At 65.1% G+C, this 26,596-nt stretch carries 20 protein-coding genes and 2 pseudogenes; 15 read left to right on the top strand and 7 right to left on the bottom strand.

Going from position 1 to position 26,596, the window contains the following annotated elements; all coding sequences use genetic code 11:
• The first annotated feature begins 88 nt into the window (after window positions 1-88).
• From atzF to IB234_RS22370, 9 genes are all read left to right on the top strand, one after another.
• Entirely contained in the window at window positions 89-1,888 is a 1,800-nt protein-coding gene (gene atzF / locus IB234_RS22410) for an allophanate hydrolase (RefSeq protein WP_192322060.1), read from the top strand.
• 236 nt (window positions 1,889-2,124) lie between these two features.
• The gene (uca, locus tag IB234_RS22405) at window positions 2,125-5,754 is read left to right on the top strand and encodes an urea carboxylase (protein ID WP_192322059.1); all 3,630 of its coding nucleotides are present in this window, start codon (window positions 2,125-2,127) and stop codon (window positions 5,752-5,754) included.
• Window position 5,755: 1 nt separating this feature from the next.
• The gene (locus IB234_RS22400) at window positions 5,756-6,478 is read left to right on the top strand and encodes a GntR family transcriptional regulator (RefSeq protein WP_192322058.1); all 723 of its coding nucleotides are present in this window, start codon (window positions 5,756-5,758) and stop codon (window positions 6,476-6,478) included.
• 81 nt (window positions 6,479-6,559) lie between these two features.
• The gene (gene urtA, locus IB234_RS22395) at window positions 6,560-7,825 is read left to right on the top strand and encodes an urea ABC transporter substrate-binding protein (protein WP_192322057.1); all 1,266 of its coding nucleotides are present in this window, start codon (window positions 6,560-6,562) and stop codon (window positions 7,823-7,825) included.
• A 178-nt stretch (window positions 7,826-8,003) separates the two neighbouring features.
• Window positions 8,004-9,575 carry an urea ABC transporter permease subunit UrtB gene (gene urtB / locus IB234_RS22390; protein WP_192322056.1) on the top strand — a complete coding sequence of 524 codons (1,572 nt, stop codon included), beginning with the start codon at window positions 8,004-8,006 and terminating at the stop codon, window positions 9,573-9,575.
• On the top strand, window positions 9,575-10,666 hold the full coding sequence (gene urtC, locus IB234_RS22385) for an urea ABC transporter permease subunit UrtC (RefSeq protein WP_192322055.1): 1,092 nt from the start codon (window positions 9,575-9,577) through the stop codon (window positions 10,664-10,666). Before urtB ends, urtC begins: the two co-directional genes overlap by 1 nt.
• Window positions 10,663-11,514, top strand: coding sequence for an urea ABC transporter ATP-binding protein UrtD (urtD, locus tag IB234_RS22380; RefSeq protein ID WP_192322054.1), 852 nt, complete (start codon window positions 10,663-10,665; stop codon window positions 11,512-11,514). The genes urtC and urtD overlap by 4 nt, the downstream gene beginning before the upstream one ends.
• Before the next feature lie 221 nt (window positions 11,515-11,735).
• Window positions 11,736-12,434, top strand: a complete 699-nt coding sequence (gene urtE, locus IB234_RS22375; RefSeq protein ID WP_192322128.1) for an urea ABC transporter ATP-binding subunit UrtE — start codon at window positions 11,736-11,738, stop codon at window positions 12,432-12,434.
• A 166-nt stretch (window positions 12,435-12,600) separates the two neighbouring features.
• Window positions 12,601-13,359, top strand: a complete 759-nt coding sequence (locus IB234_RS22370; RefSeq protein ID WP_192322053.1) for an SDR family NAD(P)-dependent oxidoreductase — start codon at window positions 12,601-12,603, stop codon at window positions 13,357-13,359.
• Between the two features lie 41 nt (window positions 13,360-13,400).
• Here the strand turns inward: IB234_RS22370 and IB234_RS24500 are convergent.
• The 5 genes and pseudogenes from IB234_RS24500 to eat all read right to left on the bottom strand — a co-directional run.
• Window positions 13,401-13,994: pseudogene (locus tag IB234_RS24500) on the bottom strand (methyl-accepting chemotaxis protein); the annotation flags it as partial.
• Window positions 13,995-14,249: 255 nt separating this feature from the next.
• A pseudogene (locus IB234_RS24495) lies at window positions 14,250-15,095 on the bottom strand (cache domain-containing protein); the annotation flags it as partial.
• A 363-nt stretch (window positions 15,096-15,458) separates the two neighbouring features.
• Window positions 15,459-16,274, bottom strand: coding sequence for an ethanolamine ammonia-lyase subunit EutC (eutC, locus tag IB234_RS22360; protein WP_192322051.1), 816 nt, complete (start codon window positions 16,272-16,274; stop codon window positions 15,459-15,461).
• Window positions 16,275-16,308: 34 nt separating this feature from the next.
• On the bottom strand, window positions 16,309-17,703 hold the full coding sequence (locus IB234_RS22355; RefSeq protein WP_192322050.1) for an ethanolamine ammonia-lyase subunit EutB: 1,395 nt from the start codon (window positions 17,701-17,703) through the stop codon (window positions 16,309-16,311).
• Window positions 17,704-17,752: 49 nt separating this feature from the next.
• Window positions 17,753-19,117: an ethanolamine permease gene (gene eat / locus IB234_RS22350; protein WP_192322049.1), complete on the bottom strand. Its 1,365-nt coding sequence runs from the start codon at window positions 19,115-19,117 to the stop codon at window positions 17,753-17,755.
• Window positions 19,118-19,416: 299 nt separating this feature from the next.
• Here eat and IB234_RS22345 point away from each other — a divergent pair, with 299 nt between their 5' ends.
• From IB234_RS22345 to IB234_RS22330, 4 genes are all read left to right on the top strand, one after another.
• Complete coding sequence (locus IB234_RS22345; protein WP_192322048.1) at window positions 19,417-20,466, top strand: AraC family transcriptional regulator; 1,050 nt, start codon at window positions 19,417-19,419, stop codon at window positions 20,464-20,466.
• Window positions 20,467-20,526: 60 nt separating this feature from the next.
• A complete protein-coding gene (locus tag IB234_RS22340) occupies window positions 20,527-21,057 on the top strand; it encodes a GNAT family N-acetyltransferase (protein WP_192322047.1) in 531 nt (176 codons plus the stop codon).
• 118 nt (window positions 21,058-21,175) lie between these two features.
• Window positions 21,176-21,586 (top strand): DUF3592 domain-containing protein, encoded by a 411-nt coding sequence (locus IB234_RS22335; protein ID WP_192322046.1) that lies wholly within the window; start codon window positions 21,176-21,178, stop codon window positions 21,584-21,586.
• A 265-nt stretch (window positions 21,587-21,851) separates the two neighbouring features.
• Window positions 21,852-22,310 (top strand): YMGG-like glycine zipper-containing protein, encoded by a 459-nt coding sequence (locus IB234_RS22330; RefSeq protein ID WP_192322045.1) that lies wholly within the window; start codon window positions 21,852-21,854, stop codon window positions 22,308-22,310.
• Here IB234_RS22330 and IB234_RS22325 read toward each other — a convergent pair whose 3' ends face one another.
• On the bottom strand, window positions 22,311-22,574 hold the full coding sequence (locus IB234_RS22325) for a DksA/TraR family C4-type zinc finger protein (protein ID WP_192322044.1): 264 nt from the start codon (window positions 22,572-22,574) through the stop codon (window positions 22,311-22,313).
• 113 nt (window positions 22,575-22,687) lie between these two features.
• Here IB234_RS22325 and IB234_RS22320 point away from each other — a divergent pair, with 113 nt between their 5' ends.
• Window positions 22,688-23,425, top strand: a complete 738-nt coding sequence (locus tag IB234_RS22320; RefSeq protein WP_192322043.1) for a substrate-binding periplasmic protein — start codon at window positions 22,688-22,690, stop codon at window positions 23,423-23,425.
• Here the strand turns inward: IB234_RS22320 and IB234_RS22315 are convergent.
• On the bottom strand, window positions 23,415-24,278 hold the full coding sequence (locus IB234_RS22315) for an isocitrate lyase/PEP mutase family protein (protein ID WP_192322042.1): 864 nt from the start codon (window positions 24,276-24,278) through the stop codon (window positions 23,415-23,417). The two genes, IB234_RS22320 and IB234_RS22315, sit on opposite strands and share 11 nt — an antisense overlap.
• 222 nt (window positions 24,279-24,500) lie before the next feature.
• On the opposite strand from IB234_RS22315, the gene IB234_RS22310 reads away from it, so the two are divergent.
• Complete coding sequence (locus IB234_RS22310) at window positions 24,501-26,591, top strand: TonB-dependent siderophore receptor (RefSeq protein WP_192322041.1); 2,091 nt, start codon at window positions 24,501-24,503, stop codon at window positions 26,589-26,591.
• Window positions 26,592-26,596: the final 5 nt, after the last annotated feature.

Here is a 26,596-nt window from a genome sequence, read left to right as displayed (position 1 = left end):
AAAAATACATATAAAACAATGAGTTAATAAACTGGCACGACATCTGCTCTAGAAACACCAACTTGGATACAAGAAGGAATCTAGGAAGATGTCCCATCGCGGATTCGGCTGGACCCTGAGCGAATGGCAACAGGCCTATCGCACCGAGAACCTGCAACCCGAGGCACTCGCCGAGCTGCTCGCCGAGCTGAGCTCCGATGATCCGGCCTGGATCAGCCTGGCCACCCCGGCCCAACTGCAAACCCAGTTGGACTACTTGGCCGAACGCCAGGCTGCCGCCGAAGGTGATCTGAGCAGGTTGCCGCTGTACGGCGTGCCCTTCGCCATCAAGGACAACATCGACGCTGCCGGCTGGCCCACCACCGCCGCCTGCCCCGAGTTCGCTTACACGGCCAAGGCCGATGCCACCGTGGTTGCCCGACTGCGCGCTGCTGGCGCCATCCTGATCGGCAAGACCAATCTCGACCAGTTCGCCACCGGCCTGGTCGGCACCCGCTCGCCCTATGGCGCGGTGCCCAACAGCTTCGATCCAGCCTATGTCAGCGGCGGCTCCAGCTCCGGCTCGGCCAGCACCGTGGCGCGCGGCCTGGTGGTGTTTTCCCTGGGCACCGACACCGCCGGCTCCGGCCGCGTACCGGCAGGTTTCAACAACATCGTCGGGCTCAAGCCGACCAAGGGCTGGCTGTCCAATACCGGTCTGGTTCCGGCCTGCCGTACCCTGGACTGCATCTCGATCTTCGCCCTGACCGTGGCCGACGCCCAGGCCGTGGCCAGCATCGCAGGCGGCTATGACGCCAGCGATGCCTACAGCCGCAAGAACCCCGTCAGCGCCAAGGTCGGTATGCCGGCCAAGCCGCGCCTGGCCGTACCAACCGCCCCCGAGTTCTTCGGTGATGCCGGCAACCAGCAGGTGTTCGAGCAGGCGCTGGGCAAGCTGCGCGAGCTGGGCGCGGAGCTGGTGGAAATCGACTTCACGCCCTTCCAGCAACTGGCCGAGCAGCTCTACTACGGCTCCTGGGTCGCCGAACGCACGGTAGCCCTGGAAGGTGTCGAGCCCGCGCACATCAACCCGGTGGTACGCGGCATCGTCGACAACGGCAACAAGTACAGCGCTTGCGACGCCTACAAGGCCGAGTACACCCGCGCCGAACTGAGCCGTACCATCAACGATGCCCTGGCCGGTTTCGACGCCCTGGTGGTGCCGACCTCGCCGACCATCCGCACCCTGGCCGAAATGGAAGCCGAGCCCGTGCTGTTCAACAGCCAGTTCGGCACCTACACCAACTTCACCAACCTGGCCGATCTAGCCGCCCTGGCATTACCGGCAGGCTTCCGCGACGACGGCCTGCCCGCCGGCATCACCCTGATCGCCCCGGCCTGGCACGATCAGGCCCTGGCCGCCTTCGGCCAACGCTGGCAGCAAGCCCTGGCGTTGCCGCTGGGCGCCACCCAGCGCGCCCTGCCTGCCCAGCCGAGCATCGGCCAGGCACCGGGCAGCGTACGGGTCGCCGTGGTTGGTGCACACCTCACCGGCATGCCGCTGAACTTCCAGCTCGCCACCCGCGACGCCGTACTGGTCGAGCAGACCACCAGCTCGGCCGACTACCGCCTCTACGCCCTGCCCGGCACCGTGCCACCTAAACCAGGCCTGGCGCGGGTCGCCGAGGATGGCGCCGAGATCATCGTCGAGCTGTGGGATGTGCCGCAGGCGCGCTTCGGCGAGTTCGTCGCCGAGATCCCGCCGCCGCTGGGCATCGGAAACCTGCAGCTGGCCGATGGGCGCTGGGTCAAGGGCTTCATCTGCGAACCCTACGCCCTGGCAGGCGCCCGCGACATCACCAGCTTCGGCGGCTGGCGCGCCTTCATCGCCAGCCTGGCGAAACCCTAGACAGCGACCAACGAACCGTAGGGTGGATCGGGGTGCGCAGCTGACACCTTCATCCATCCGATGAACGAGTTGGTGGAAAACGCTTCGCGGCTTTCCACCCTACGAAGAGGGATCGACCGTGTTCCATACCGTACTCATCGCCAACCGTGGTGACCAGCCGCAACGCGACGCAGCGACGCAGTCAAAGTGCCGGGCGGGCGTAGCCCGCTGCGGCGATCTCGCCACGGAGGCCACCCATGTTTAATACCGTACTGATTGCCAACCGTGGCGAGATCGCCGTCCGCGCCATCCGCACCCTCAAGCGCCTGGGCGTGAAGAGCGTCGCCGTTTACTCCGACGCCGACCGCAATGCCCAGCACGTACGCGATGCCGATATCGCCATCGCCCTGGGCGGCGACAAGCCGGCCGACAGCTACCTGCGCATCGACAAGATCCTCGCCGCCGCGCAGGAAACCGGCGCCCAGGCGATCTACCCCGGCTACGGCTTCCTCTCCGAGAGCGCCGAATTCGCCGATGCCTGCGAGGCTGCCGGCATCGCCTTCGTCGGCCCCACCGGCGAGCAAATCCGCGAGTTCGGCCTCAAGCACCGCGCCCGTGAACTGGCCGGCGAAGCCCAGGTGCCGATGGCGCCGGGCACCGGCCTGCTGCAGAGCCTGGAAGAAGCCCTCGCCGCTGCCGAAGGCATCGGCTACCCGGTGATGCTCAAGACCACCGCCGGCGGTGGTGGCATCGGCCTGACCCGCTGCGCCGACGCCGAAGCACTGGTAAGTGCCTACGACAGCGTCAAGCGCATGGGCGAGCAGTTCTTCAGCGATGCTGGCGTGTTCCTCGAACGCTTCGTCGACCAGGCGCGCCACGTCGAGGTGCAGATCTTCGGCGACGGTATGGGCCGCGTGGCCGCCCTCGGCGAGCGTGATTGCTCGCTGCAGCGGCGCAACCAGAAGGTGGTCGAGGAGACCCCGGCACCCAACCTGCCGCAGGCCACCCGCGAACGCTTGCACGCCGCTGCTGTGCAGCTCGGCGAGTCGGTCAGCTATCGCAGCGCCGGCACCGTGGAGTTCATCTACGACGCCGCTCGCGACGACTTCTACTTCCTCGAAGTGAACACCCGCCTGCAGGTCGAACACCCGGTCACCGAGATGGTCACCGGCCTCGACCTGATCGAATGCATGCTGCGCGTGGCCGCCGGTGACGCCCTGGACTGGGCCGCCCTCAACCGCGCCCCGCAGGGTGCCGCCATCGAGGTGCGCATCTACGCCGAGGACCCGCTGAAGAACTTCCAGCCCAGCCCCGGCGTGCTCACCGAAGTGCATTTCCCCGAAGACGCGCGCGTCGACGGCTGGGTCAGCACCGGCAGCGAGGTTTCCGCCTTCTACGACCCGATGATCGCCAAGCTGATCGTCCACGGCGCCAGTCGCGACGAAGCCATCGCCAAGATGCGTGCGGCTCTCGGTGAAACCCGCCTGCATGGCATCGCCAGCAATATCGACTACCTGCGCCAGGTAGTGGCCGATCCGCGCTTCGCCGCTGGCCAGGTGTGGACCCGTCTGCTCGACAGCTTCGAATTCAACGCCAGCGTGATTGAAGTACTGGAACCCGGCACTTACTCCAGCGTGCAGGACTACCCTGGCCGCCTCGGCTACTGGGACATCGGCGTGCCGCCATCCGGGCCGATGGACGACTTCGCCTTCCGCCTGGCCAACCGCATCGTCGGCAACCACGCCGACGCTGCCGGCCTGGAATTCACGCTGCAGGGCCCAACCCTGCGTTTCCATTGCGATGCGCTGATCGCCCTGACCGGCGCCGACTACCCAGCCACGCTGGATGGCGAGGCTGTAGCCTACTGGCAACCGATCCCGATCAAGGCCGGCCAGGTGCTCAAGCTCGGCCGCGCCAGCAGCGGCTGCCGAACCTACCTCGCAGTGCGCAATGGCTTCGACGTACCGCAGTACCTCGGCAGTCGCTCGACCTTCGCCCTCGGCCAGTTCGGCGGCCACGCCGGCCGCACCCTGCGCCCGGCCGACATGCTGGCCATCTCGCAACCAGCGCTGCCGGCCTGCACCACGCCAGCCCCGGTCGCCGCACCGCAGGCCGTGCACCCGAGCCTGATCCCGAGCTACGGCACCACCTGGAACATCGGCGTGCTCTACGGCCCGCATGGCGCGCCGGACTTCTTCACCCCCGAAGCCATCGAGGAATTCTTCGCCGCCGAGTGGGAAGTGCACTACAACTCCAACCGCCTCGGCGTGCGCCTGTCCGGGCCGAAGCCGAGCTGGACCCGCGCCGACGGCGGCGAGGCCGGCCTGCACCCGTCCAACGTGCATGACTGCGAATACGCCATCGGTGCGATCAACTTCACCGGCGACTTCCCGGTGATCCTGACCAAGGACGGCCCGAGCCTCGGCGGCTTCGTTTGCCCGGTGACCATCGCCAAGGCCGAGCTGTGGAAAGTCGGCCAGGTCAAACCCGGCGACAAGCTGCGCTTCCACCCCATCGGCTTCCAGCAGGCGCAGAGCCTGGAGCAGGCCCAACTGGGTAGCCTCGAAGCCCTGGCCGCGATCAGCGCCGTGACTCTGCCGGCGCCTTCGCTGCAGCCAGGCGACACCACATCAGCCACCGTGCTGGCCGAGCTGCCGGCCAAGGATAGCCGCCCACGGGTGGTCTATCGCCAGGCCGGCGACGCCTACATCCTCATGGAATACGGCGACAACGTGCTCGACCTGGCCCTGCGCCTGCGCGTGCATCTGCTGATGGAAGCGCTGAAGGCCGAGCCGCTGCGCGGCCTGGAAGAACTGGCGCCGGGCGTGCGCTCACTGCAACTGCGCTACGACAGCCGCGTGCTGCACCAGCAGGCGCTGATTGAGCACCTGCTCAAGCTGGAACAGCGCCTCGGCGACGTCGCCAGCCTCAAGGTGCCGACCCGCATCGTCCACCTGCCGATGGCCTTCGAAGACAGCGCCACCCTCGGCGCCGTCACCCGCTACCGCGAGACCGTGCGCAGCGAGGCGCCCTGGCTGCCGAACAACGTCGACTTCCTGCAGCGCATCAACGGCCTGGCCAGTCGCGACGAGGTGAAGGACATCCTGTTCGACGCCAGCTACCTGATCCTCGGCCTCGGTGACGTTTACCTCGACGCACCCTGCGCCGTCCCGCTGGACCCGCGCCACCGTCTGCTCAGCTCCAAGTACAACCCGGCACGCACCTACACCGCCGAAGGCACGGTAGGCATCGGTGGCATGTACATGTGCATCTACGGCATGGACTCGCCCGGCGGCTACCAGTTGGTCGGTCGTACCCTGCCGATCTGGAACAAGTACGTGAAGAACGCCCAGTTCGAGAACGGCGAGCCGTGGCTACTGCGCTTCTTCGACCAGGTGCGTTTCTACCCGGTCAGCGAAGCCGAGCTGGACGACTTCCGCGAAGCCTTCCGCGAGGGCCGCGCGCAGATCCGCATCGAGCACAGCGAGTTCGACTTCGCCGAGTACCAGCGCTTCCTCGCCGATAACCAGGATGGTATCGCCACCTTCCAGGCCAAGCAGAAGGCTGCGTTCGATGCAGAAGTACCGCTGTGGCGCGACGATGAGGCGGCGGCCACCGCACCGCTGGCCGCCGCGCAGGAAGACGACGGCGATCTCGACGGTCACCTGGTCAGCGCCGAGATGAGCGGCAGCGTGTGGAAGGTCCTGGTCGAGCCCGGCCAGCACGTCGAGGCCGGCACGCCGCTGCTGGTGGTCGAGGCGATGAAAATGGAGCTGGCGGTTACCGCGCCGGTGTCTGGCATCGTCAAGTCGGTGCGCTGCCAGCCGGGCAAGGCGGTAACGCCGGGCGATGCACTGCTCCTGCTCGATGTGGTCGAGGTCGCCTGAGATGCAACTGGTCAGCCCTGACAAGCGCGGCAAGGAGCGCCCGGAGAACCTCGCCGAACGCATCTATGCCCAGCTCAAGGACGACATCTTCGAGTTCCGCCTGCTGCCCGGCGACCGCTTCTCCGAAGGGGAAGTCGCCGAGCGTATGCAAGTCAGCCGTACCCCGGTGCGCCAGGCCCTGTACCGGCTGGAGCGCGAGGGCTACCTGGAGGTGTATTTCCGCAGCGGCTGGCAGGTACGCCCCTTCGACTTCCATTATTTCGAAGAGCTGTACGAGGTGCGCATCGTCCTCGAACTGGAAGCGGTCAAGCGCCTGTGCGATCGCCCGGCCGGCGAACTGCCGGTGCCACTGGAAGAACTGCGTGCCACCTGGATGGTGAGCCCGGAAGACCGTCTGCAGAACGGTCGGGCCGTGTCGCTGCTCGATGAGCGCTTCCACTGCCAGTTGGTCGAGGCCACCGGCAACCGCGAGATGGCCCGCATGCACGCGGAAGTCAGCGAGAAGATCCGCATCATCCGGCGCCTGGATTTCACCCAGGGGCCTCGCGTGGAGGCGACCTACGCCGAACACGCCCAGATCCTCGGCGCGATCCTGTCGCGCCGTTGTGAAGAAGCACAGCTGCTGCTCAGAACCCACATCGAACTGAGCAAGGCCGAAGTGCGCAAGATCACCCTGCACATGCTGCACAGCGCCCGGCAACGGGCAATGGCCGGGCAAGGGTGACGCGATGACCTTTTGGACGACTGCCAACCCGAATAACCAGAAATCAGCAGTACACACACTAGCTCGAATGGAGATCGCACTATGCAACGTCGCAGCCTGATCAAGGCCTTCACCCTTTCCGCATCCATCGCCGCCATGGGCATGACCTGGACCGTACAGGCAGCCGAGACCATCAAGGTCGGCATCCTGCACTCGCTGTCCGGCACCATGGCGATCTCCGAGACCTCGCTGAAAGACATGGCGCTGATGACCATCGACGAGATCAACGCCAAGGGCGGCGTCAACGGCAAACAGCTGGAAGCCGTGGTGGTCGACCCGGCCTCCAACTGGCCGCTGTTCGCCGAGAAGGGCCGCCAATTGCTGACCCAGGACAAGGTCGACGTGGTGTTCGGCTGCTGGACCTCGGTATCGCGCAAATCCGTGCTGCCGGTGTTCGAGGAGCTCAACGGTCTGCTGTTCTACCCGGTGCAGTACGAAGGTGAAGAGATGTCGCCGAACGTGTTCTACACCGGCGCGGCGCCAAACCAGCAGGCGATTCCGGCCGTGGAATACCTGATGAGCGAAGACGGCGGCGGCGCCAAGCGCTACTTCCTGCTGGGCACCGACTACGTCTACCCGCGCACCACCAACAAGATCCTGCGCAGCTTCCTGCACAGCAAAGGTGTGGCCGACAAGGACATCGAAGAGGTCTACACCCCCTTCGGTCATAGCGACTATCAAACCATCGTCGCCAACATCAAGAAGTTCTCCGCCGGCGGCAAGACCGCGGTGATCTCCACCGTCAACGGCGACTCCAACGTGCCGTTCTACAAGGAACTGGCCAACCAGGGCATCGAGGCTACCGACATCCCGGTAGTCGCCTTCTCGGTCGGCGAGGAAGAACTGCGCGGCATCGACACCAAGCCGCTGGTAGGCCAGCTGGCCGCCTGGAACTACTTCCAGTCGGTGGACAACCCGGTCAACACCGCCTTCGTCGACAAGTGGAAGGCCTACGCCAAGGCCAAGAACCTGCCGAACTACCAGACCGCGGTGACCAACGACCCGATGGAAGCCACCTACGTCGGCATCAACATGTGGGCCCAGGCCGTCGAGAAAGCCGGCACCACCGACGTCGACAAGGTCCGCGAAGCCCTGGCCGGCCAGACCTTCGCCGCGCCGAGCGGCTACACCCTGACCATGGACAAGACCAACCACCACCTGCACAAGCCGGTGATGATCGGCGAAGTCCAGGAAGACGGTCAGTTCTCCATCGTCTGGCAGACCGAAGGCCCGCTGCGCGCCCAACCGTGGAGCCCCTTCATCCCCGGCAACGACAAGAAGCCGGACTACGCGGTGAAGTCCAACTGACAGCTCGCGTGGCCCGCACTCAGTCACCCCGCTCTTCCAGGGGTGACTGAGTGCAACCACACCTTCCCCTCTCCTTCCGGGAGAGGGGCCAGGGGAGAGGGTGCGCCAGCCGGCACCGATCTCTCGGGCTCGTAGCCCGGATGCAATCCGGGAACGGCAATCCAAGGACTGTTCCAACATGCCCACTGCCCTTTACCGAATCCTGCTGTCACTGGCGCTGCTGCTGCCACTGACCACCCAGGCGGGCGACGCCAATGATTTCGTCGCCGCCAACCCGGCCAAGCAGGCCAAGCTCCTCGAGAGCTGGGCCGCCCACCCCGATGCCGCTCGCCAGCCGCTACTCGATGCCCTGCAGCAGGGCCGCGTCGGCGTCGATGCGAGCAAGGCCGCCTTCTATGAAGTCGATGGCGCCTGGCAGGCCGCCGAAGCGGCCGCTACTGCCGAAGGCACGCCGAAGAAGCTGCGTCTGAACAACCGCCTGCGCGGCCTGCTGGCCAACGTGCAGGCCAGCCAGCAGCTGCTCGCCGCAGAGCCGACCACGCGCCTGGCCGCCGCCCAGCAGCTGCAGAAGAGCGCCAAGCCGGCGCAGCTGGAACTGCTCAACGCCCGCGTCGCCAGCGAACAGGACGACGGCGTACGCGCCGCCCTGGCCCTGGCCCTGGCCAACCTGCAACTGGTCGACCCCGATCCGGCCGTACGCCTGAGCGCCGTACGCCTGCTCGGCGAAAGCGGCGACCCGCTGGCCCGCACCCGCCTGGAAGGCCTGCTGGCCGAAGGTGTGGAGACTGACGCTGCAGTACGCACCGCCGCTGAGACCAGCCTGGTGCAGGTCGAGCGCCGCCTGCTGGTCGGCGAGCTGCTCGGCCAGGCCTTCAGCGGCCTGTCGCTTGGCTCGATCCTGCTGCTCGCTGCCCTCGGCCTGGCCATCACCTTCGGCCTGCTGGGGGTGATCAACATGGCCCACGGCGAGATGCTGATGCTCGGCGCCTACACCACCTACATGGTGCAGATCGCCTTCCAGAAGTTCGCCCCCGGCTACCTCGCCCTCTACCCGCTGGCCGCCCTGCCGGTGGCCTTCTTCGTCACCGCCGCCATCGGCATGGCGCTGGAGCGCACGGTGATCCGCCACCTCTACGGCCGCCCGCTGGAAACCCTGCTGGCCACCTGGGGCATCAGCCTGATACTGATCCAGGCGGTGCGGGTGATCTTCGGCGCGCAGAACGTCGAGGTTGCCAACCCCGGCTGGCTGTCCGGCGGCGTACAGGTGCTGCCCAACCTGGTACTGCCCTACAGCCGCATGGTGATCATCGGCTTCGCACTCTTTGTTGTTGCCTTGACGTGGTTACTGCTGAACAAGACCCGCCTCGGCCTCAACGTCCGCGCCGTCACCCAGAACCGCAATATGGCTGCCTGCTGCGGCGTGCCGACCGGCCGGGTGGACATGATGGCCTTCGGCTTGGGTTCAGGGATCGCCGGCCTCGGCGGCGTGGCCCTATCGCAGATCGGTAACGTCGGCCCGGACCTGGGCCAGAGCTACATCATCGACTCCTTCCTGGTGGTGGTGCTCGGCGGCGTCGGCCAACTGGCCGGCAGTGTGCTGGCGGCCTTCGGCCTCGGTATCGCCAACAAGCTGCTGGAGCCGCAGATCGGCGCCGTGCTCGGCAAGATCCTGATCCTCGCGTTGATCATTCTGTTCATCCAGAAACGTCCGCAAGGCCTCTTCGCTCTCAAGGGACGGGTGATCGACTGATGACCATGCCACTCAATCAAACGTTGCTGGCCCGCGCCGGCAATGCCCTGGGCCCGAAAGCCTCGCTGGCCGTGCTCGGCCTGGTTCTGCTCGCCCTGCTGGCCATGCCGCTGCTGCACCTGCTGCCGGCGGACAACGCCCTGCACGTCTCGGCCTATGGCCTGACCCTGGTCGGCAAGATCCTCTGCTACGCCATCGTCGCCCTGGCGCTGGATCTGGTCTGGGGCTATGCCGGTCTGCTGTCGCTTGGCCACGGCCTGTTCTTCGCCCTCGGCGGCTACGCCATGGGCATGTACCTGATGCGTCAGTCGGCCGGTGACGGCCTGCCCGCCTTCATGAGCTTCCTCGCCTGGAGTGAGCTGCCCTGGTACTGGTACGGCACCAGCAACTTCCTCTGGGCCCTGTGCCTGGTGGTGCTGGCTCCCGGCCTGCTGGCCCTGGTGTTCGGCTTCTTCGCCTTCCGCTCGCGGATCAAGGGCGTGTACTTCTCGATCATGACCCAGGCGCTGACCTTCGCCGGCATGCTGCTGTTCTTCCGCAACGAGACTGGCTTCGGCGGCAACAACGGCTTCACCAACTTCCGCACGATTCTCGGCTTCGATATCACCGCGCCGGGCACCCGTGCCTTCCTGTTCTTCTGCACCGTACTGCTGCTGGTCGGCAGCCTGGCGCTGGGCTTCGCCCTCGCGCGCAGCAAGTTCGGCAGGGTGCTCACCGCCCTGCGCGACGCGGAGAACCGCCTGATGTTCTGCGGCTACGACCCGCGCGGCTACAAGCTGTTCATCTGGGTGCTGAGCGCAGTGTTGTGCGGCCTGGCCGGCGCGCTGTACGTGCCGCAGGTGGGCATCATCAACCCCAGCGAGATGTCGCCGACCAACTCCATCGAGGCCGCCATCTGGGTCGCCCTCGGCGGTCGCGGCACCCTGATCGGCCCGCTGCTCGGCGCCGGCTTGGTCAACGGCATGAAGAGCTGGTTCACCGTGGCCTTCCCCGAGTACTGGCTGTTCGCCCTCGGCGCACTGTTTATCGTGATTACGCTCTTTCTTCCGAAAGGCGTGATCGGCCTGATCAAGAAGGAGAAGGACCAATGAGAGCCGCTCCGGTACCCGAATTCATGCTCGAACCCGCCTTCGACCCGGCCGGCAGCGGCCGCGACGCGGTCGGCCTCGGCAGCGCCGCGGCCAAGGGCCTGGATGTGCGCCACGGCACCATCCTCACCCTGGAAGGCATCAACGTCAGCTTCGACGGCTTCCGCGCCATCACCGACCTCAACCTGTACATCGGCGTCGGCGAACTGCGCTGCATCATCGGCCCCAACGGCGCCGGCAAGACCACCATGATGGACGTGATCACCGGCAAGACCCGCCCGGACAACGGCATCGCCTACTTCGGCGACACCCTCGATCTGACACAGATGAGCGAGGTTGAGATCGCCCAGGCCGGCATCGGTCGCAAGTTCCAGAAACCCACGGTGTTCGAGGCGCTGTCCGTTTTCGAAAACCTGGAGCTGGCGTTGAAGACCGACAAATCGGTGTGGGCCAGTCTGCGCGCCAAGCTCTCCGGTGCGCAGAAGGAGCGTATCGAGGAAGTGCTGACCACCATCCGCCTGGAGGGCTCGCGTCATCGCCCCGCCGGGCTGCTGTCGCACGGCCAGAAGCAGTTCCTCGAGATCGGCATGCTGCTGGTCCAGGACCCGCAACTGCTGCTGCTCGACGAGCCTGTGGCGGGCATGACCGACGCCGAAACCGAGTTCACCGCCGAGCTGTTCAAGTCGCTGGCGCGCAAACACTCGCTGATGGTGGTGGAGCACGACATGGGCTTCGTCGGCACCATCGCCGACCACGTCACCGTACTGCACCAAGGCAGCGTGCTGGCCGAAGGTTCGCTGGAACAGGTACAGGCCAACGAGCGGGTGATCGAGGTTTATCTCGGGCGCTGAGCGGGGTTCGGTGCGCACGCCGCACCCTACACGCACCGTGCCGTAGGGTGCGCCGCGCGCACCGGGGAAAACGCAGAACGCTCAATGGCTCCTGCGGGGGCACGATCAGACAACGTAGGGTGGATGGCGCTTTTCTCATCCACCGCAGGCACTGCACGGTGGATCGAAAACGCGCGAGCGGCGCGCCGTACTCCACCCTGCGTATGAACAAGGACACCGACATGCTGCAAGTCCAACAGCTCCACCAGTACTACGGCGGTAGCCACATCCTGCGGGGCCTGTCCTTCGAAGCGAAGATCGGCGAGGTCACCTGCCTGCTTGGGCGTAACGGCGTGGGCAAGACCACCCTGCTGAAATGTCTGATGGGCCTGATCCCGGCCAAGGAAGGCAGCATCAATTGGGAAGGCCAGACCATCAACGGCCACAAGCCGCACCAGCGCGTGCATGCGGGCATCGCTTATGTGCCGCAGGGCAGGGAAATTTTCCCCAGGCTCACGGTCGAGGAAAACCTGCTGATGGGGCTTTCTCGTTTTGGCACCAGCGAAGCCAAGACCGTACCCGAGTTCATCTACGAGTTGTTCCCGGTGCTGCGCGAGATGAAGCAGCGCCGTGGCGGCGACCTCTCCGGCGGCCAGCAGCAACAGCTGGCCATCGGCCGCGCGCTGGCCAGCAAACCGCGCCTGCTGATCCTCGACGAGCCCACCGAAGGCATCCAGCCCTCGGTGATCAAGGAGATCGGCGTGGTCATCCGCAAGCTCGCCGAGCGCGGCGACATGGCCATCCTGCTGGTCGAGCAGTTCTACGACTTCGCCGCCGAGCTGGCAGACCAGTACCTGGTGATGAGCCGCGGCGAGATCGTTCAGCAGGGCCGTGGCGAGACCATGGAGGCCGACGGCGTGCGCGGCCTGGTGGCGATCTAGACCAAGGTCGCTCTACTCGCGGGTAGGCATAGCCCGACCACGCCCTTACCATTGCGCGCTCAGGCGCCGGCCATGCCGTGCGCGCCCATTTCAGACGGGTTCGTCGCCTGCGACGCCCGCTTCCTGCGCCATGCGCGCAGTGCCATGACCATCAGGGGATCGACTCATGAGCAATGTGGTTTTCATCACCGGCGCCACCTCCGGCTTCGGCCGCGCCACCGCCCGCCGTTTTGCCGAGGCTGGCTGGTCGCTGGTGCTCTCCGGCCGCCGCCTCGAGCGCCTGCAGGAGCTGCAGGCCGAACTGGGCGCCAAGGTGCCGGTGCATATCGCCACCCTCGACGTGCGTGACGCTGCTGCCGTGCAGCAGGTGGTCGCCGAGCTGCCACCGGCCTTCCGCCGCATCACCGTGCTGGTCAACAACGCCGGCCTGGCGCTGGCGCCCGAGCCGGCACAGAAGGTGGCGCTGGAGGACTGGCACACCATGATCGACACCAACATCACCGGCCTGGTCAACGTCACCCACGCGTTGCTGCCAACCCTGGTGGAGATCGGCAAGGGCACCAGCATCATCAACATCGGTTCGGTGGCCGGCGAGTGGCCCTATCCGGGCGGCCACGTGTATGGCGCGACAAAAGCCTTCGTCAAACAGTTCAGCTTCAACCTGCGCTGCGACCTGGTGTCCACCGGCGTGCGCGTCACCGACATCGCCCCGGGCATGGCCGAGACCGAGTTCACCCTGGTGCGCACCAAGGGCAACCAGGCCGCCTCCGACGCGCTGTACTCGACCACCACGCCGCTGAGCGCCGAGGACATCGCCGAGCAGATCTTCTACGTCGCCACCCTACCGGCGCACATCAACATCAACCGCCTGGAGATCATGCCGTCACGTCAGGCCTGGTCGTCCTTCGCCGTCGACCGCGACTGATCCGTTCAGGGAGGCGCATTTTCGACTCTGGCCAATACGGGCTAACCGCCGCGGCTCATCCGCCCCAGGCGCTCGGACAGGGCATGCATGCCCTGCCCGAGCTCGCGCAGGGTACCGGCGTCGCGAGCACCCTCCTCGCTCGCAGCGTGGATGCGCACTGCCAGCTCGTTGATCTCCTGCGCCACGTGGCTCTGCTCCTGCGCCGCGACGGCGATCTGCTGTGCGCGCTGGACGATGTCATCGAAGCTAGTCACCGTATCCCCCAGCGTCAGCGCCACGCTGCCAGCCTGCTGCACCGCCTCGCGAGTACGCTCGGCGCCGCCCTGCATGGTTACCACCGCTTGGGTAGACGCCTGACGCAGCGTTCCGATCATGTCCTGGATCTCGTTCGCCGAAGACTGCGTGCGCCCGGCCAGGGTACGCACCTCGTCGGCCACCACAGCGAAGCCACGACCCTGTTCGCCGGCGCGCGCCGCCTCGATTGCCGCGTTGAGCGCGAGCAGATTGGTCTGCTCGGAGATCGATTTGATCACCGCCAGCACTCCACCAACCCGTTCAATGTCGTCGCCCAACTGGGTAATGGCCCCGGCGGCGCCATCGATTTCACCAGATAGCGCCTGGATGGACTGACTGTTGTGCTGCACCCGCTGCTGCCCCTGGCGCGCCGCATCCAGGGAATGACGTGCAGTATCCGAACAGTCGGTGGTATTGCTCGCCACCTCCTGGGCGCTGGCGGACATCTGGGTGATGGCGGTAGCCAGCAGGGTGTTGTCCTCACGCTGCGCCTCGGCCCGCTCGGCAATACCGTGGGACAGCCTTGCCAGTTCACCCGCCTGGCGCTCCAGGGTTGCCGACTCGCCGGCAATGGCCCGCAACATGTCGCGCAACGAACCGGCGTACTGGTTCACCGCGCTGCGCAGCTCACCGATCTCATCCGGGCGGCGAATCTCCAGCTCGCTGGCGCGGCCACCCTGACCTAGGGTACGGATCTGCCCTGCGGTTTCCTCGATCTGCGCCAGCAGCCGCTTGCCGGCCAGCCACGCAAGGCCGAGCAGCACCACCAGGAGCGGCAGAAGGAACAACAGAATCTCCCCGGTCAGACGGTCGGCCAACCCGGTGACCTGCGCCTCAGGGGTGACCAGCCCCACCCGCCAGCCGGTGGCGGCCATAGGCTCCAGGCTGACATAGGCTGGGCCATCGAGGCGCCCATCATGGTCGAGTAGCAGGGTTCTGGCCTCCCCACCCTGCCCCAGTGCATCGGCCACCGGAGCGAACCAGGGCAGCTCGCGGCGCAGTTGATCCAGAGTCGGCAGCCCCTTGTCGGAACGGGCATCGGGGAAGAACAGCATATTGCCGGCACGGTCTACCGCGAACGCGTAGCCACCGGTGACATCACCCTCACGCTGGAGGAACTCGGCGAGCCCATCGAGCTTGAGGTCGATGGTGGCCACGCCCGCGAATCGCCCCCCGGCGCGATACGGCACACTGCAGGTGGTCATGGCCACGCCGGTGACCGGGTCCTGATAGGCATCCGACCATACGCAACGACCAAGAGGTGAATTGCGTGCACCGCTGTACCAAGACTCGCCATGGTAAGCGGCAATATCGGGCGCATTGTAATCGTCGGAATAATCCAGCCCGCCCTGGGCATTGCGCGCCCAGAAGAAACTGCGTCGATCCACTCCAGCCACGAAGGCGCTGGGCTCAGGCCAGAGACCACCACCGGCGATGGCCATGTCACCCTGGCTATCGATCACGTTGGGCAACTGCGCCTTCACCAACGCCTCATCGTGCGGCAGCGTCTCGGCCAGGTGCGCCATGGCCGCGGTGGTGCCCTCGATCAGGTTGAGCTGCAGCGCCAGCTGGCGAGACATGGCCACTGCCGACTGTTCGGCGGCGGCGCTACCGACCTCGACCAGCTGTGGCTTGCCGCGCAGGGTCATTACGGAATAGATCGCCAACGCGGTCAGCGCCAGCAACAGCAGAATACCCAGGGTCATGCGCTGGGCGACGCGAGCGGGCATGAAAAACATAGGCCGGAACTCCACAAATGCACGTAGGTGGATGGAGAGCGGCGCGCCGGCGCCGCCCATGGCGGATCAGCCGGAAATCAGGAAGTTGTCAGGGGAGGAAGGCGTCCCGCCTTCGAGGGTGACCATCTCCGCTTCATCCTTGAGATTGACCCCCGACAGCTTGCGCCGGCATGCCTCACGCATTAGGTATAGCAATTTGTGCGCTGCCAGGCCGTAGCTGAGGCCCTCCAAGCGCACGTTGGAAATGCAGTTGCGGAATGCATCGGTCAGGCCAACCTTGGGCGCATAGGTGAAGTACAGGCCGAGGCTGTCCGGCGAGCTCAGCCCCGGACGCTCGCCGATCAGGATCACCACCATCTTCGCGCCGAGCAGCTCGGCCACCTCGTCGGCCGCCGCCACCCGCCCCTGGCGCACTAGGCAGATCGGCGCCAGGGTCCAGCCATCCTCGCTGGCCTGCTGCTGCCAGCGGTCGAGAAAGGCCAGGCTGTGGCGTTGCACGGCCAGAGCCGAGAGGCCATCGGCAATCACCACGGCCAAGTCGTAACCGCCCGGATGGGCGTGGGGATAGTCGCGCAGGGTCTGCACCGAGGCGGCGTCCAGGCGCCGACCAAGATCAGGCCGTTGCAGGTAAGTATTCCGGTCCGCCGCCGCGCTGTGTAACTGCAGCACCTGGTGGCCACGCTCGGTCAGGCCTGTGGCCAGCTCATCGGCATCCAGCGGCAGATGCACGGCATCGCGCGCCTGGGCGTGGGCGAACTGGAAGTCCAGCTGCGCGCCGGTGGGCAGACTGGTGCCGGCACGGCCGAGGGCGATGCGCGCCGGGGTCAGGCGGCGTAGCGCGGCCCAGGGATTGCTGGCGGGGGTGTCGTCGAAATCGCTCATGCGGACCTGCGAGGAAAACTAGGCAAGAGGAAAACTAGGCGAGCTGCGCCAGGGCATTGCGGAAGGCCGGCGGCACCGGGTCGCCGAGACGCAGGCGGCCGCCCTGCTGGTGCAGGATGTTCATGCGCTCCAGCCACACCTCGAACTCCGGCGCCGGGCGCAGGCCGAGCAGCTGGCGGGCGTACAGCGCATCGTGGAACGAGGTGGTCTGGTAGTTGAGCATCACGTCGTCGGAACCGGGGATGCCCATGATGAAGTTGATGCCGGCCGCACCGAGCAGGGTCAGCAGGGTGTCCATGTCGTCCTGATCGGCCTCGGCATGGTTGGTGTAACAGATGTCGCAGCCCATCGGCACGCCGAGCAGCTTGCCGCAGAAGTGGTCTTCCAGGCCGGCGCGGATAATCTGCTTGCCGTTGTACAGGTACTCGGGGCCGATAAAGCCGACCACGGTATTCACCAGAAACGGCTTGTAGTGGCGCGCCACCGCGTAGGCACGCACCTCGCAGGTCTGCTGGTCGACACCGTGGTGGGCGTTGGCCGACAGCGCGCTGCCCTGGCCGGTTTCGAAATACATCAGGTTGTCGCCCAGCGTTCCGCGTTTCTGCGACAGACCCGCCTCGTAACCCTCCTGCAGCACCTGCAGGGTGATGCCGAAGCCGGCGTTGGCCGCCTCGGTGCCGGCGATGGACTGGAACACCAGGTCCACCGGCGCGCCGCGCTCGATGGCGGCGATGGAACTGGTGACATGGGTCAGCACGCAGGCCTGGGTGGGAATCTCGTAACGCTGGATGATCGCATCGAGCATCTTCAGCAGATCAGTCAGCGCACCCAGGCTGTCGGTGGCCGGGTTGATGCCGAACATGGCATCACCGTTGCCGTACAACAGACCATCGAGAATGCTGGCGGCAATGCCGGACGGATCGTCGGTTGGGTGGTTGGGCTGCAAGCGCGTCGACATGCGGCCGCGCAGGCCCATGGTGTTGCGAAAACGAGTAACCACGCGAATCTTCTGCGCCACCAGGATCAGGTCCTGCACGCGCATGATCTTCGACACCGCCGCCACCATCTCCGGCGTCAGCCCCGGCGCCAGGGCGCGCAGGCTGGCCTCGTCGGCGCGTTCGCCGAGCAGCCAGTCGCGGAAGCCACCGACGCTGAGATGGGCGACCGGGGCGAAAGCCACCGCGTCATGAGTGTCGATGATCAGCCGGGTGATCTCGTCGTCTTCGTAGGGAATCAGTGCCTCACTCAGAAAATGCTTGAGCGGGATATTGGCCAACGCCATCTGTGCGGCGACACGCTCGGCATCGCTGCTGGCGGCCACGCCGGCCAGGTAGTCGCCGGAACGTGCCGGACTGGCCTTGGCCATGACCTCGCGCAGGCTGTCGAAGCGCCAGGTGTGATGGCCGACGGTATGGCTGAAACTGGCCATGGGTACCTCCTGAAACAAGCGCCCGCCGTTGCCGGCGGGCGTGGATCCATTACGGTTGCAGCAGAACGTCGGCCGGCACGGCGTCGCGCTGAGCGCCGGTCAGCAGGAAGTACACCATGCCGATGCTCATCAGGCCGAGGAACAGCAGCGCGATGGTGCCGTTGAACCAGATCATCGCGGCCAGGCACACCAGCGCCAAGCCCAAAGCGATGCCCGGCACCACGGGATAGCCCGGCGCCTTGAAGGTACGCTCCAGGTGCGGCTCGCTCTTACGCAGCTTGAACAGGCTGAGCATGCTCATGATGTACATGACGATGGCGCCGAACACGCTCATGGTGATCATCGCCGCGGTCAGGCTCATGCCCTGCAGGTTGATCAGGCCGTCGCTGAAGATTGCCGCAATGCCGACCAGGCCGCCGGCGATGATCGCCCGGTGCGGGGTGTGGAAGCGCGACAGCTTGGCCAGAGCCGGCGGCAGGTAACCTGCGCGAGCCAGGGCGAAGAACTGGCGGGAGTAGCCGAGGATGATGCCGTGGAAGCTGGCCACCAAACCGAACAGGCCGATCCACACCAGCATGTGCAGCCAGCCGGAGTTCTCGCCGACCACGGTTTTCATCGCCTGCGGCAGCGGGTCGTTGATGCCGGACAGGGCCTTCCAGTCGCCCACGCCACCAGCCATCACCATCACACCCAGTGCCAGGCTGACCAAGGTCAGGATACCGGCGATATAGGCACGCGGAATGGTGCGTTTCGGGTCCTTGGCTTCCTCGGCGGCCATGGCCGCCCCCTCGATGGCGAGGAAGAACCAGATGGCGAACGGAATCGCGGCGAAGATGCCGGCGATGGCAGGCATGCCGAACACGTTGCTACCGGCCCAGCCGTCGAGCACGAAGTTGCTGAAGCTGAAGCCCGGCGCCACCACGCCCATGAACACCAGCAACTCGAGCACGGCCAGCACAGTCACCACCAGTTCGAAGGTGGCGGCGATGCTGACGCCGAGGATGTTGAGGGTCATGAAGATGAAATAGGCACCGACCGCCGCCAGTTTCGGGTCGAGCCCGGGGAACTGCACGTTGAGATAGGCACCGATGGCCATGGCGATGGCCGGCGGAGCGAAGACGAATTCGATCAGGGTGGCCATGCCGGCGATCATCCCACCGGCGGGGCCAAACGCACGGCGGCTATAGGCGAAGGGCCCGCCCGCATGCGGTATTGCGGTCGTCAGCTCGGTGAAGCTGAAGATGAAGCAGCTGTACATCGTCGCCACCATCAGCGTGGTGACCAGGAAGCCCAGCGTGCCCGCTACGCCCCAGCCATAGCTCCAGCCAAAATATTCCCCGGAAATCACCAGACCCACGGCGATGCCCCACAGGTGCAGGGTGCCGAGCGTCGGTTTCAGTTTCGTTGTTGTCATTGCCAATTCCTCGATGTGAGAGCCACGTCAGACGTCGATCGCTTGGCGAGGATATCCAGCCAACCCCGGCCGAGACTTGACCTTGCAAAGTCCGCGCGCAGCTGCAGAGTCAAGTCGCATCAAGGCCTGCAGACCGCTCTGCGGCGGGCTTTGCGCCACATGAGTGCATTTCGCCGAGGGCCCGCCCCAAGGCAATGCACAACCATTCTGAGCAGGCGATCCACTTGCTCATCTAGAGCCTTCGCCGAGGGGGCATGAGTATTGCTAAACGTTACCTATCTCTCTGATGCGCACCGCCCATGTCGCTGAACATCCCCCATCCGCTGGCCATGACCGACGCCCCGAGCAATCTCGGCGTGCTGTCGGCCGCCGCCAGCGGACTGGATCGCTTCATCGGCCTGCAGGGTGGCGATGCCGAGCGGGTCTTCGGCATCGCCGGCATCGACCCCGACCTGCTGCTGCACCCGACCCTGAGCCTGAGCCTGAGCAACTACTGCAAGGTGCTGGAGGAAGCCGCCACGCAATCGGGCTGCGACAACTTCGGCCTGCGCTACGGCCAGCAGTTCCAGCCGCGCGCCCTCGGCCTGCTCGGCTATGTCGGGCTGTGCTCGGATAGCCTGGAACAGGCGCTGCAGAACTTCGCCCGCGCTTTTCCCTATCACCAGCACGACACGCTGATCCGCCTGGTGGATATCGGCGAGTGCTACCGCTTCGACTATCAGGTGCGCCATCCGGCGATCCTCGACAAGCGCCAGGACGCCGAGCTGACCATGGGCATGGCGTTGAACCTGGTGCGCCATGTACTGGGCCCGACCTGGGCACCGCGCGCGGTGCTGTTCGAGCACGGCAAGCCGGAGGGCTGGCGCGAGCACCAGACGGTGTTCGATGCGCCGATCCTGTTCGACCAGCCGTGCAATGCCCTGCTGATTCCCAAGCGCGACATCGTCGGCCGGCTGATGCCCGAGCGCGACCCGGTACTGCTGATGCTGGTGCAGGACGCCATCGCCCGCCTCGGCGGCCAACAGCACCAGCAGTGCCTGGTTGATCAGGCCCGCGGCCTGGTGCGTGACGCTCTGCCGCTGGGCGAGCCGGCGCTGGAACAGATCGCCGCGCACCTCGGCCTGACCCCGGCGGCATTCCAGCGCCGCCTGCGCGAACAGAACCTGTGCTTTTCTGCGCTGATCGACCAGGTGCGCCGCGAACTGGCCCTGCACTACCTGCGCCGGCGCCTGCCGGTCAGCGAACTGGCGCCGCTGCTCGGCTACTCCGAGACCAGCGCCTTCTCCCGCGCCTTCCGCCGCTGGTTCGATACCAGCCCGAGGCAATGGCTACAGATGAGTACGGCCTAACCCCATGCTCGCACGCTACACTGGCGCCCCGCTCCACAATGACCACCCTTTGAGCCGTATATGTCCTACCTGATTCGTGATGCCGCCGACGCCGATCTCGCCGGCATCCTGCCCATCTACAACGACGCCGTTCAGAACAGCACCGCCATCTGGAACGAAACCCTGGTGGACCTGGCAAACCGCCGTACCTGGCTGACGGATCGCAATGCCGCTGGCTTCCCGGTGCTGGTGGCAGTGGACGAAGAAGGCAATGTGCTCGGCTATTCCAGCTACGGCCCTTGGCGCAACTTCGACGGCTTCCGCCACACGGTCGAGCATTCGGTCTATGTGCGCGGCGACCAGCAAGGCAAGGGTCTGGGCAAGGCACTGTTGCGAGCACTGATTCAGCGTGCCTGCCAAGCCAACCTGCATGTGATAGTGGCCGCCATCGAGCGCGAAAACGCCGCCTCCATCGCCCTGCATGAGCGCCTCGGCTTCGTCATCACTGGCCAGATGCCTCAGGTAGGGCGCAAGTTTGATCGATGGCTCGACCTCACCTTCATGCAGCTCAATCTTGAGCAGCTAGTCGGGCAACTGCCGAATTCGGTCTAACCGAAACAAATGGGAATATTGCCTGTGCCCACATGGACGTGAACAACGTCACAGTACTTCTGACACGACGTCACTACCCTGAAACAAATAAAAATTGGACGACAGGAGCTCGATCCACATGGCCTCGACCTCTTTTTCCCGCCCCAAGCCCAAAGGCATGCCGTTTACCCTGATAGGTGCGCTGCTTCTGCTTGCAGCCGTCCACACCTTCTCCGAGCGACTCGATTTCCTGCAGACGGCCAAGTTCGCCTCCGGACAGGTAAGCTCACTCGAGGCCAGCGGCTCACAGCCGCGCATCAACTTTACCGATGACCGAGGTAACGCCGTTTCCTACGCGCAGGATGGATTCGTCTTCGGTTATCAGCGTGGCATGCCGGTTGGCGTGCACTATCGCCCTGAGGCCCCTGTCAGCAGCGCCGTCATCGATGATGCAGGCGCGATCTGGGGCAGCACACTGCTGCTGGGGCTGCTCGGTGCCAGCATGACGCTGGCGGGTATGCCCACTCTGCGCGTTCGCCGCTGGGCCTGATATTTTCTTGCATCGGGCACTCGCCCCGCTATCACGACTCGATCCAGTCATCGACCCCGAACGGTCACTACCTCCGTCTCAACGGCCAATGCCGCCATCCGAAGACAGTCTTCATCTCCCCCCCTATCTATAGGCTTCACGCACCATGACTGGTGCAGCTCTCGCCGCCAGACCAACGGCAGCGATGGTCACCGGGCATCCCTCCCTCTCGCCGCTACGCTTGAAAGAGCCGTACCGCTAGATGGTCCATCAAGGAGAGACCGCCATGACCGCCACACCCTTTTCCATCACCGCCCTGACTTGCGCAGTTCTGCTGAGCCCTCTTGCCAGTGCAGAAACGCTGGTGCCACTCAACGGCCAGAGCCAGCAGCAGATTCAGAGCGACATCGCCAGCTGCCAGAGCCAACCAGCGAGCAGTTCGGACAATAGCGGCGGCGGTGGTCGCCTGAGGGGAGCTGCAGTGGGAGCCGCCGCAGGAGCAGCGGCCGCAGAAGTCCGGGGCCAGCGCCACGAAGAGGCATACGATCGGGTGGATGACGATGTGAAGCAGGAGTATCGACAAAACCAGGCACGCGAAGCCGCGGCGGCCGGCGTGGTGGTAGGAGGCTCCCGGCAACGCCGCGACAGGCGCGAGGAGCGGCGCGACGAACAGGCCACGCAGAGCGGGTCCAGCCAGGCCTATGTCAGCTGCATGAGCGCTCGCGGTTACTCGATTACCCCGTAATCAGCGCAACTGGCTGTCCTTGCTAGCACGTCTGTTGTAGCCGCTGAACGCCTGCTCGCGGTCACGCTCGGCTTGGCAGCTCACGCACAGGTGTACACCAGGCACCGCCTGACGACGGGCCTCGGGAATAGGCGCGTCACACTCCTCGCAGTGACTCAGACTCTCGCCACGCGGCAGCTGGCTGCGGGCGCGAGCTATCGCATCCTCGATACTGCTGTCGATCTGCTCCTGTACCGCACCATCGTTGGTCCATCCCCCGGCCATGAAGCACCTCCGAGCACTTGTCTCCACACAGATATGCGCCCGCCATCGTGCGAATGCAAGCGCAGCGCGGGCGTCGGCTGACTATGCTTGTACCAGTAGCGGAGGAACCTGCGATGTCCTGCTCACGTCTGCTAACGGTCGTTCTGCTGAGCTGCGCTGCCCTGCTGGCAAGAGCCGAGACAATGGTGGCCATCGACAACGCCAACCCACCCTTCATGTTCCAGCTGGACGGCCAGGCCCAAGGCCTCTATCCACAGTTGCTGCAGGCAATCTTCGCCAGGCTGGGCGAGCCGCTGACCATCCAGCCGATGCCATGGAAACGCGCCATGCTTCGAGGCGCCGCCGGTGAGCTGGGCATCGGCGGCATCTATCGCAATAGTGAGCGCCTGAAGATCTTCGACTACTCCGAGCCAATATTCGAAGAGCGCCTGCTCCTCTATGTACAGCGCGCGCGAGGGTTCCCATTCGACCGAATCGAGGACCTGCGCGGAAAGCGCATCGGCGTCATTCGCGGCTGGAGCTATACCGATAGCTTCGACCGAGCAGTGCGCGACGGTCGAATACATGCCCAGGAGGGCAGCTCCGACGAGGCCAACCTGCGCAAGCTGGCCTCGGGCAGGCTGGATGCGGTAGTGGCCATCGAACTGGCCGGCCAGCGCCTGCTGCAACTACCGGGGCTGGAGGACCTGGAGCCACTGCCCCAGCCGCTCAGCATCAATCCCACCTTTCTCGTGTTCGCCAAACGCGCCCAGCAGGGTGAGCTGCTGCAGCGCTTCAACCGTACCCTGGACGACATGCGTCAGGACGGTTCGCTGCAGCGCCTGGTGAACGAGGCGACTGCTACTCCTTGACGTTCATGTACTCGCGCGCCCAGACAATGTAGTCCTCGGGCTGTGTGTACTTGTGCGTCAACTCAGTGGCGTTGAGGTCACTGGCCGCAATGCCGCGCTGCTCACGCAGGCAGTCGTAGGTCGCCTTGATGGCCGCGAAGTAGGCGGCGTGACCGTCGACCACAATGCGTACGCCGAGGCTGGCCAGACGAGCATCGTCACGCAACGACGGGTTGCCGTAGCTGACCAGCATCAGCGGGACGCTGAGATTCTCCGCAATTGCCTCCAGGTGCTCGAAGTCGCGTATGCCAACCATGCAGATGCCATCCGCCCCGGCGCTCTGATAGGCCTTGGTACGTCGGATTACTTCGTCCACCTCGAGCACCCCGGCGTTGGTCCGGGCGATGATCGCCAGGTCCGAATCGACCCGAGCCTCCAGTGCCGCACGGATCTTGCCGACGCCTTCGTCGATGCCGATCAGGTCAGTCGACTTACGGCCAAACTGTGCCGGCAACAGTGTGTCCTCGATAGTCAGCGCAGCGATGCCCGCACGCTCCAGTTCGACGACGGTGCGCATCACGTTGAGTGCATTTCCGTAGCCATGATCGGCATCGGCAATCACCGGCAAACGTGCCACTCGACCAATACGTGAGGCCTGCTCGACAAACTCGCTGAGAGTAATCAAGGCGAAGTCCGGCGCAGCCAAAACTTGTAGTGAAGCTACAGAACCACCCAGGATTCCCACCTCGAAACCGAGGTCGGAGGCGATTCGCGCAGACATGGGGTCGAACACCGAAGCCGTGTGGTAACAGGCATTCGAGTTAAGCAGCGCGCGGAATTGCGCGCGAAGATCATGGTGCGAGGTTCTCTGCATGGAAGGCGCTACGGCTATGTCGTTTGTATTTTTGGTCGGACCAATTATGTAGCAAAACTACAAAAACAACCAAGCTCTGCCAACAGAAGTTGGCAAATCAGTTATGCGCTGCCCCTCCCAGAGACGCAATCCGGGCTCTATTCGCACAGCAAAACTTCCGACAGCGAGTAGATTCGAACACGTCAATATTGTTATGTTATTTCATCTATATAAGGAAATAGCATGAAAAAAGTGAAAAAAATTGGATTGATAGGCATATCATCCACCCTGCTCAGCGGCGCGGCCTGGGCGGAAAAAGCCATCCTGCTGGATAGCGTGACAATTACTGAAAGCCCCTACGAAAGCGCTAACAGCCCGGTTGAAGGCTACCGCGCCACTCGCTCCAGCACCGCCACACGCAGCGATGTGGATATCCGCGACACGCCGCAGAGCATCGAAGTGGTGCCGACCCAGGTGCTGGAAGACCTCAACACCACACGCATCGACCGTGCCCTGGACTTCGCCGGCGGCGTGTCGCGACAGAACAACTTCGGAGGCCTGACCTTCCTCAACTACAGCGTGCGCGGTTTCACCACCGGCGAGCTGTACCGCAACGGTTTCGCCATCAACCGCGGCAGCTACAGCTCGCCGGATGCCTCGGGTATCGAGCGCATCGAAGTACTGAAGGGCCCCTCGGCCAGCCTCTATGGCCGTGGCGACCCGGGCGGCCTGGTCAACATCGTCAGCAAGCGCCCGCAGGCGGAGGCGTTCAGCAAGCTCAACCTCAGCGCCGGCAGCTGGGATCGCTACCGCACCAGCTTGGACGCCAACACCCCGCTCAACGAGGACGGCACTCTGCTGTCGCGCATCAACCTGGCGGTGGAGGACAACGGCAGCTTCCGCGATTACGTCGGCAACAGCCGCCAGGTGGTCACCCCCTCGCTCAGCTGGCAGCTGGATGAAGACACCCTGCTGATGCTCGACGCCGAGTTCTCGCGCACCGAATCGGTGTTCGATCGCGGCATCCCGGCGGTGAACGGCGAGATGGGGGCAGTGCAACGATCATCCTTCTTCGGCGAGCCGAATGACGGCGAGATCCGCAACGACAACCAGACCCTCGACCTAGCGCTGGAGCGCTACCTCAACGACGACTGGAAGCTGCGCCTGGCCAATCACTACACCCAGGGCACCCTGCGCGGCGACAGCTCGGAGCCGCAGAAATTGGTCGGCGACACCATCACCCGCTTCTACCGCCAGCGCGACTTCGAGTGGAACGACAACATCACCCAGGCCGAGCTGCACGGCAGCTTCGAGCTGGGCGGCTGGCAGCACCAGAGCCTGATCGGCCTGGAGTACGAGAACTACCGCAACAGCCAGAAGTACCCGCAGAGCGAGACCCTGGCCAGCTATGGGCTGGATATCTACAAGCCTGTATACGGTGCGCCCAAACCGCCGATCACCAAGCCCAACGACTTCCACGAGCACACCGAGAGCTACGCGCTCAACCTGCAGGACCAGATCGCCTTCAGCGAACGCCTGCGCGGCCTGGTCGGAGTACGCCTGGAACGGGTCGAGCAGACCTCGCTGAACCGCACCACCCGCGTCAGCAATGAGCAGGAGAAGGACGTCGCCACGCCGCGGGTCGGCCTGCTCTATCAGCTCACTCCCGAAGTGGGCGTGTTCGCCAACGCCGGCACCTCGTTCAAGCCCAACACCATCGGCAGCCAGGGCCAGGTGTACAAACCGGAGAAGGGCCTGGGCTACGAAAGCGGCCTCAAGCTGGACCTGTTCGACGGCCGCCTGGGCGGCACCATCGCGCTGTTCCACATCGACAAGGAGAACGTCGTCACCACCGACGCCCTGGGCGACAGCGTGGCCGCCGGCAAGGCGCGCAGCCAGGGCCTGGACATGCAGTTCAGCGGCCAGCTCAGCGACGCCGTGCGCTTGATCGGCGCCTACGCCTATATCGATGCCGAAGTGACCAAGGGCGACGCCGCCATTCCCACCGGCAGCGACCTGCTCGGCATCCCGCAGCACAGCGGCAGCCTGCTGGCGGTGTACGAGTTCCAGAGCGGCGCCCTGCACGGATCGGATATCGGCGCGGCCGTCACCTATGTCGGCGAACGCTCCGGCCAGGCCGGCAGCGACTTCCGCCTGGCCGCCTACGAGACGCTGGACCTGCTCGGCCACTACAAGGTCAGCGAGGACCTGACCCTGGGCGTGAACCTCAACAACGTCTTCGACCGCAAGTACTACGAGCGCGCCTACAACAGCGTCTGGGTGCTGCCCGGCGAGCCCCGCAACCTCAGCTTCAGCCTGAGCCTCAACCTCTGATCACA

This window comes from Pseudomonas sp. PDM16 (genome assembly GCF_014851865.1).
Lineage (GTDB): Bacteria > Pseudomonadota > Gammaproteobacteria > Pseudomonadales > Pseudomonadaceae > Aquipseudomonas.
The sequence above is the reverse complement of the archived record's forward strand: the minus strand, read 5'-3'. Positions and strand labels throughout refer to the sequence as shown.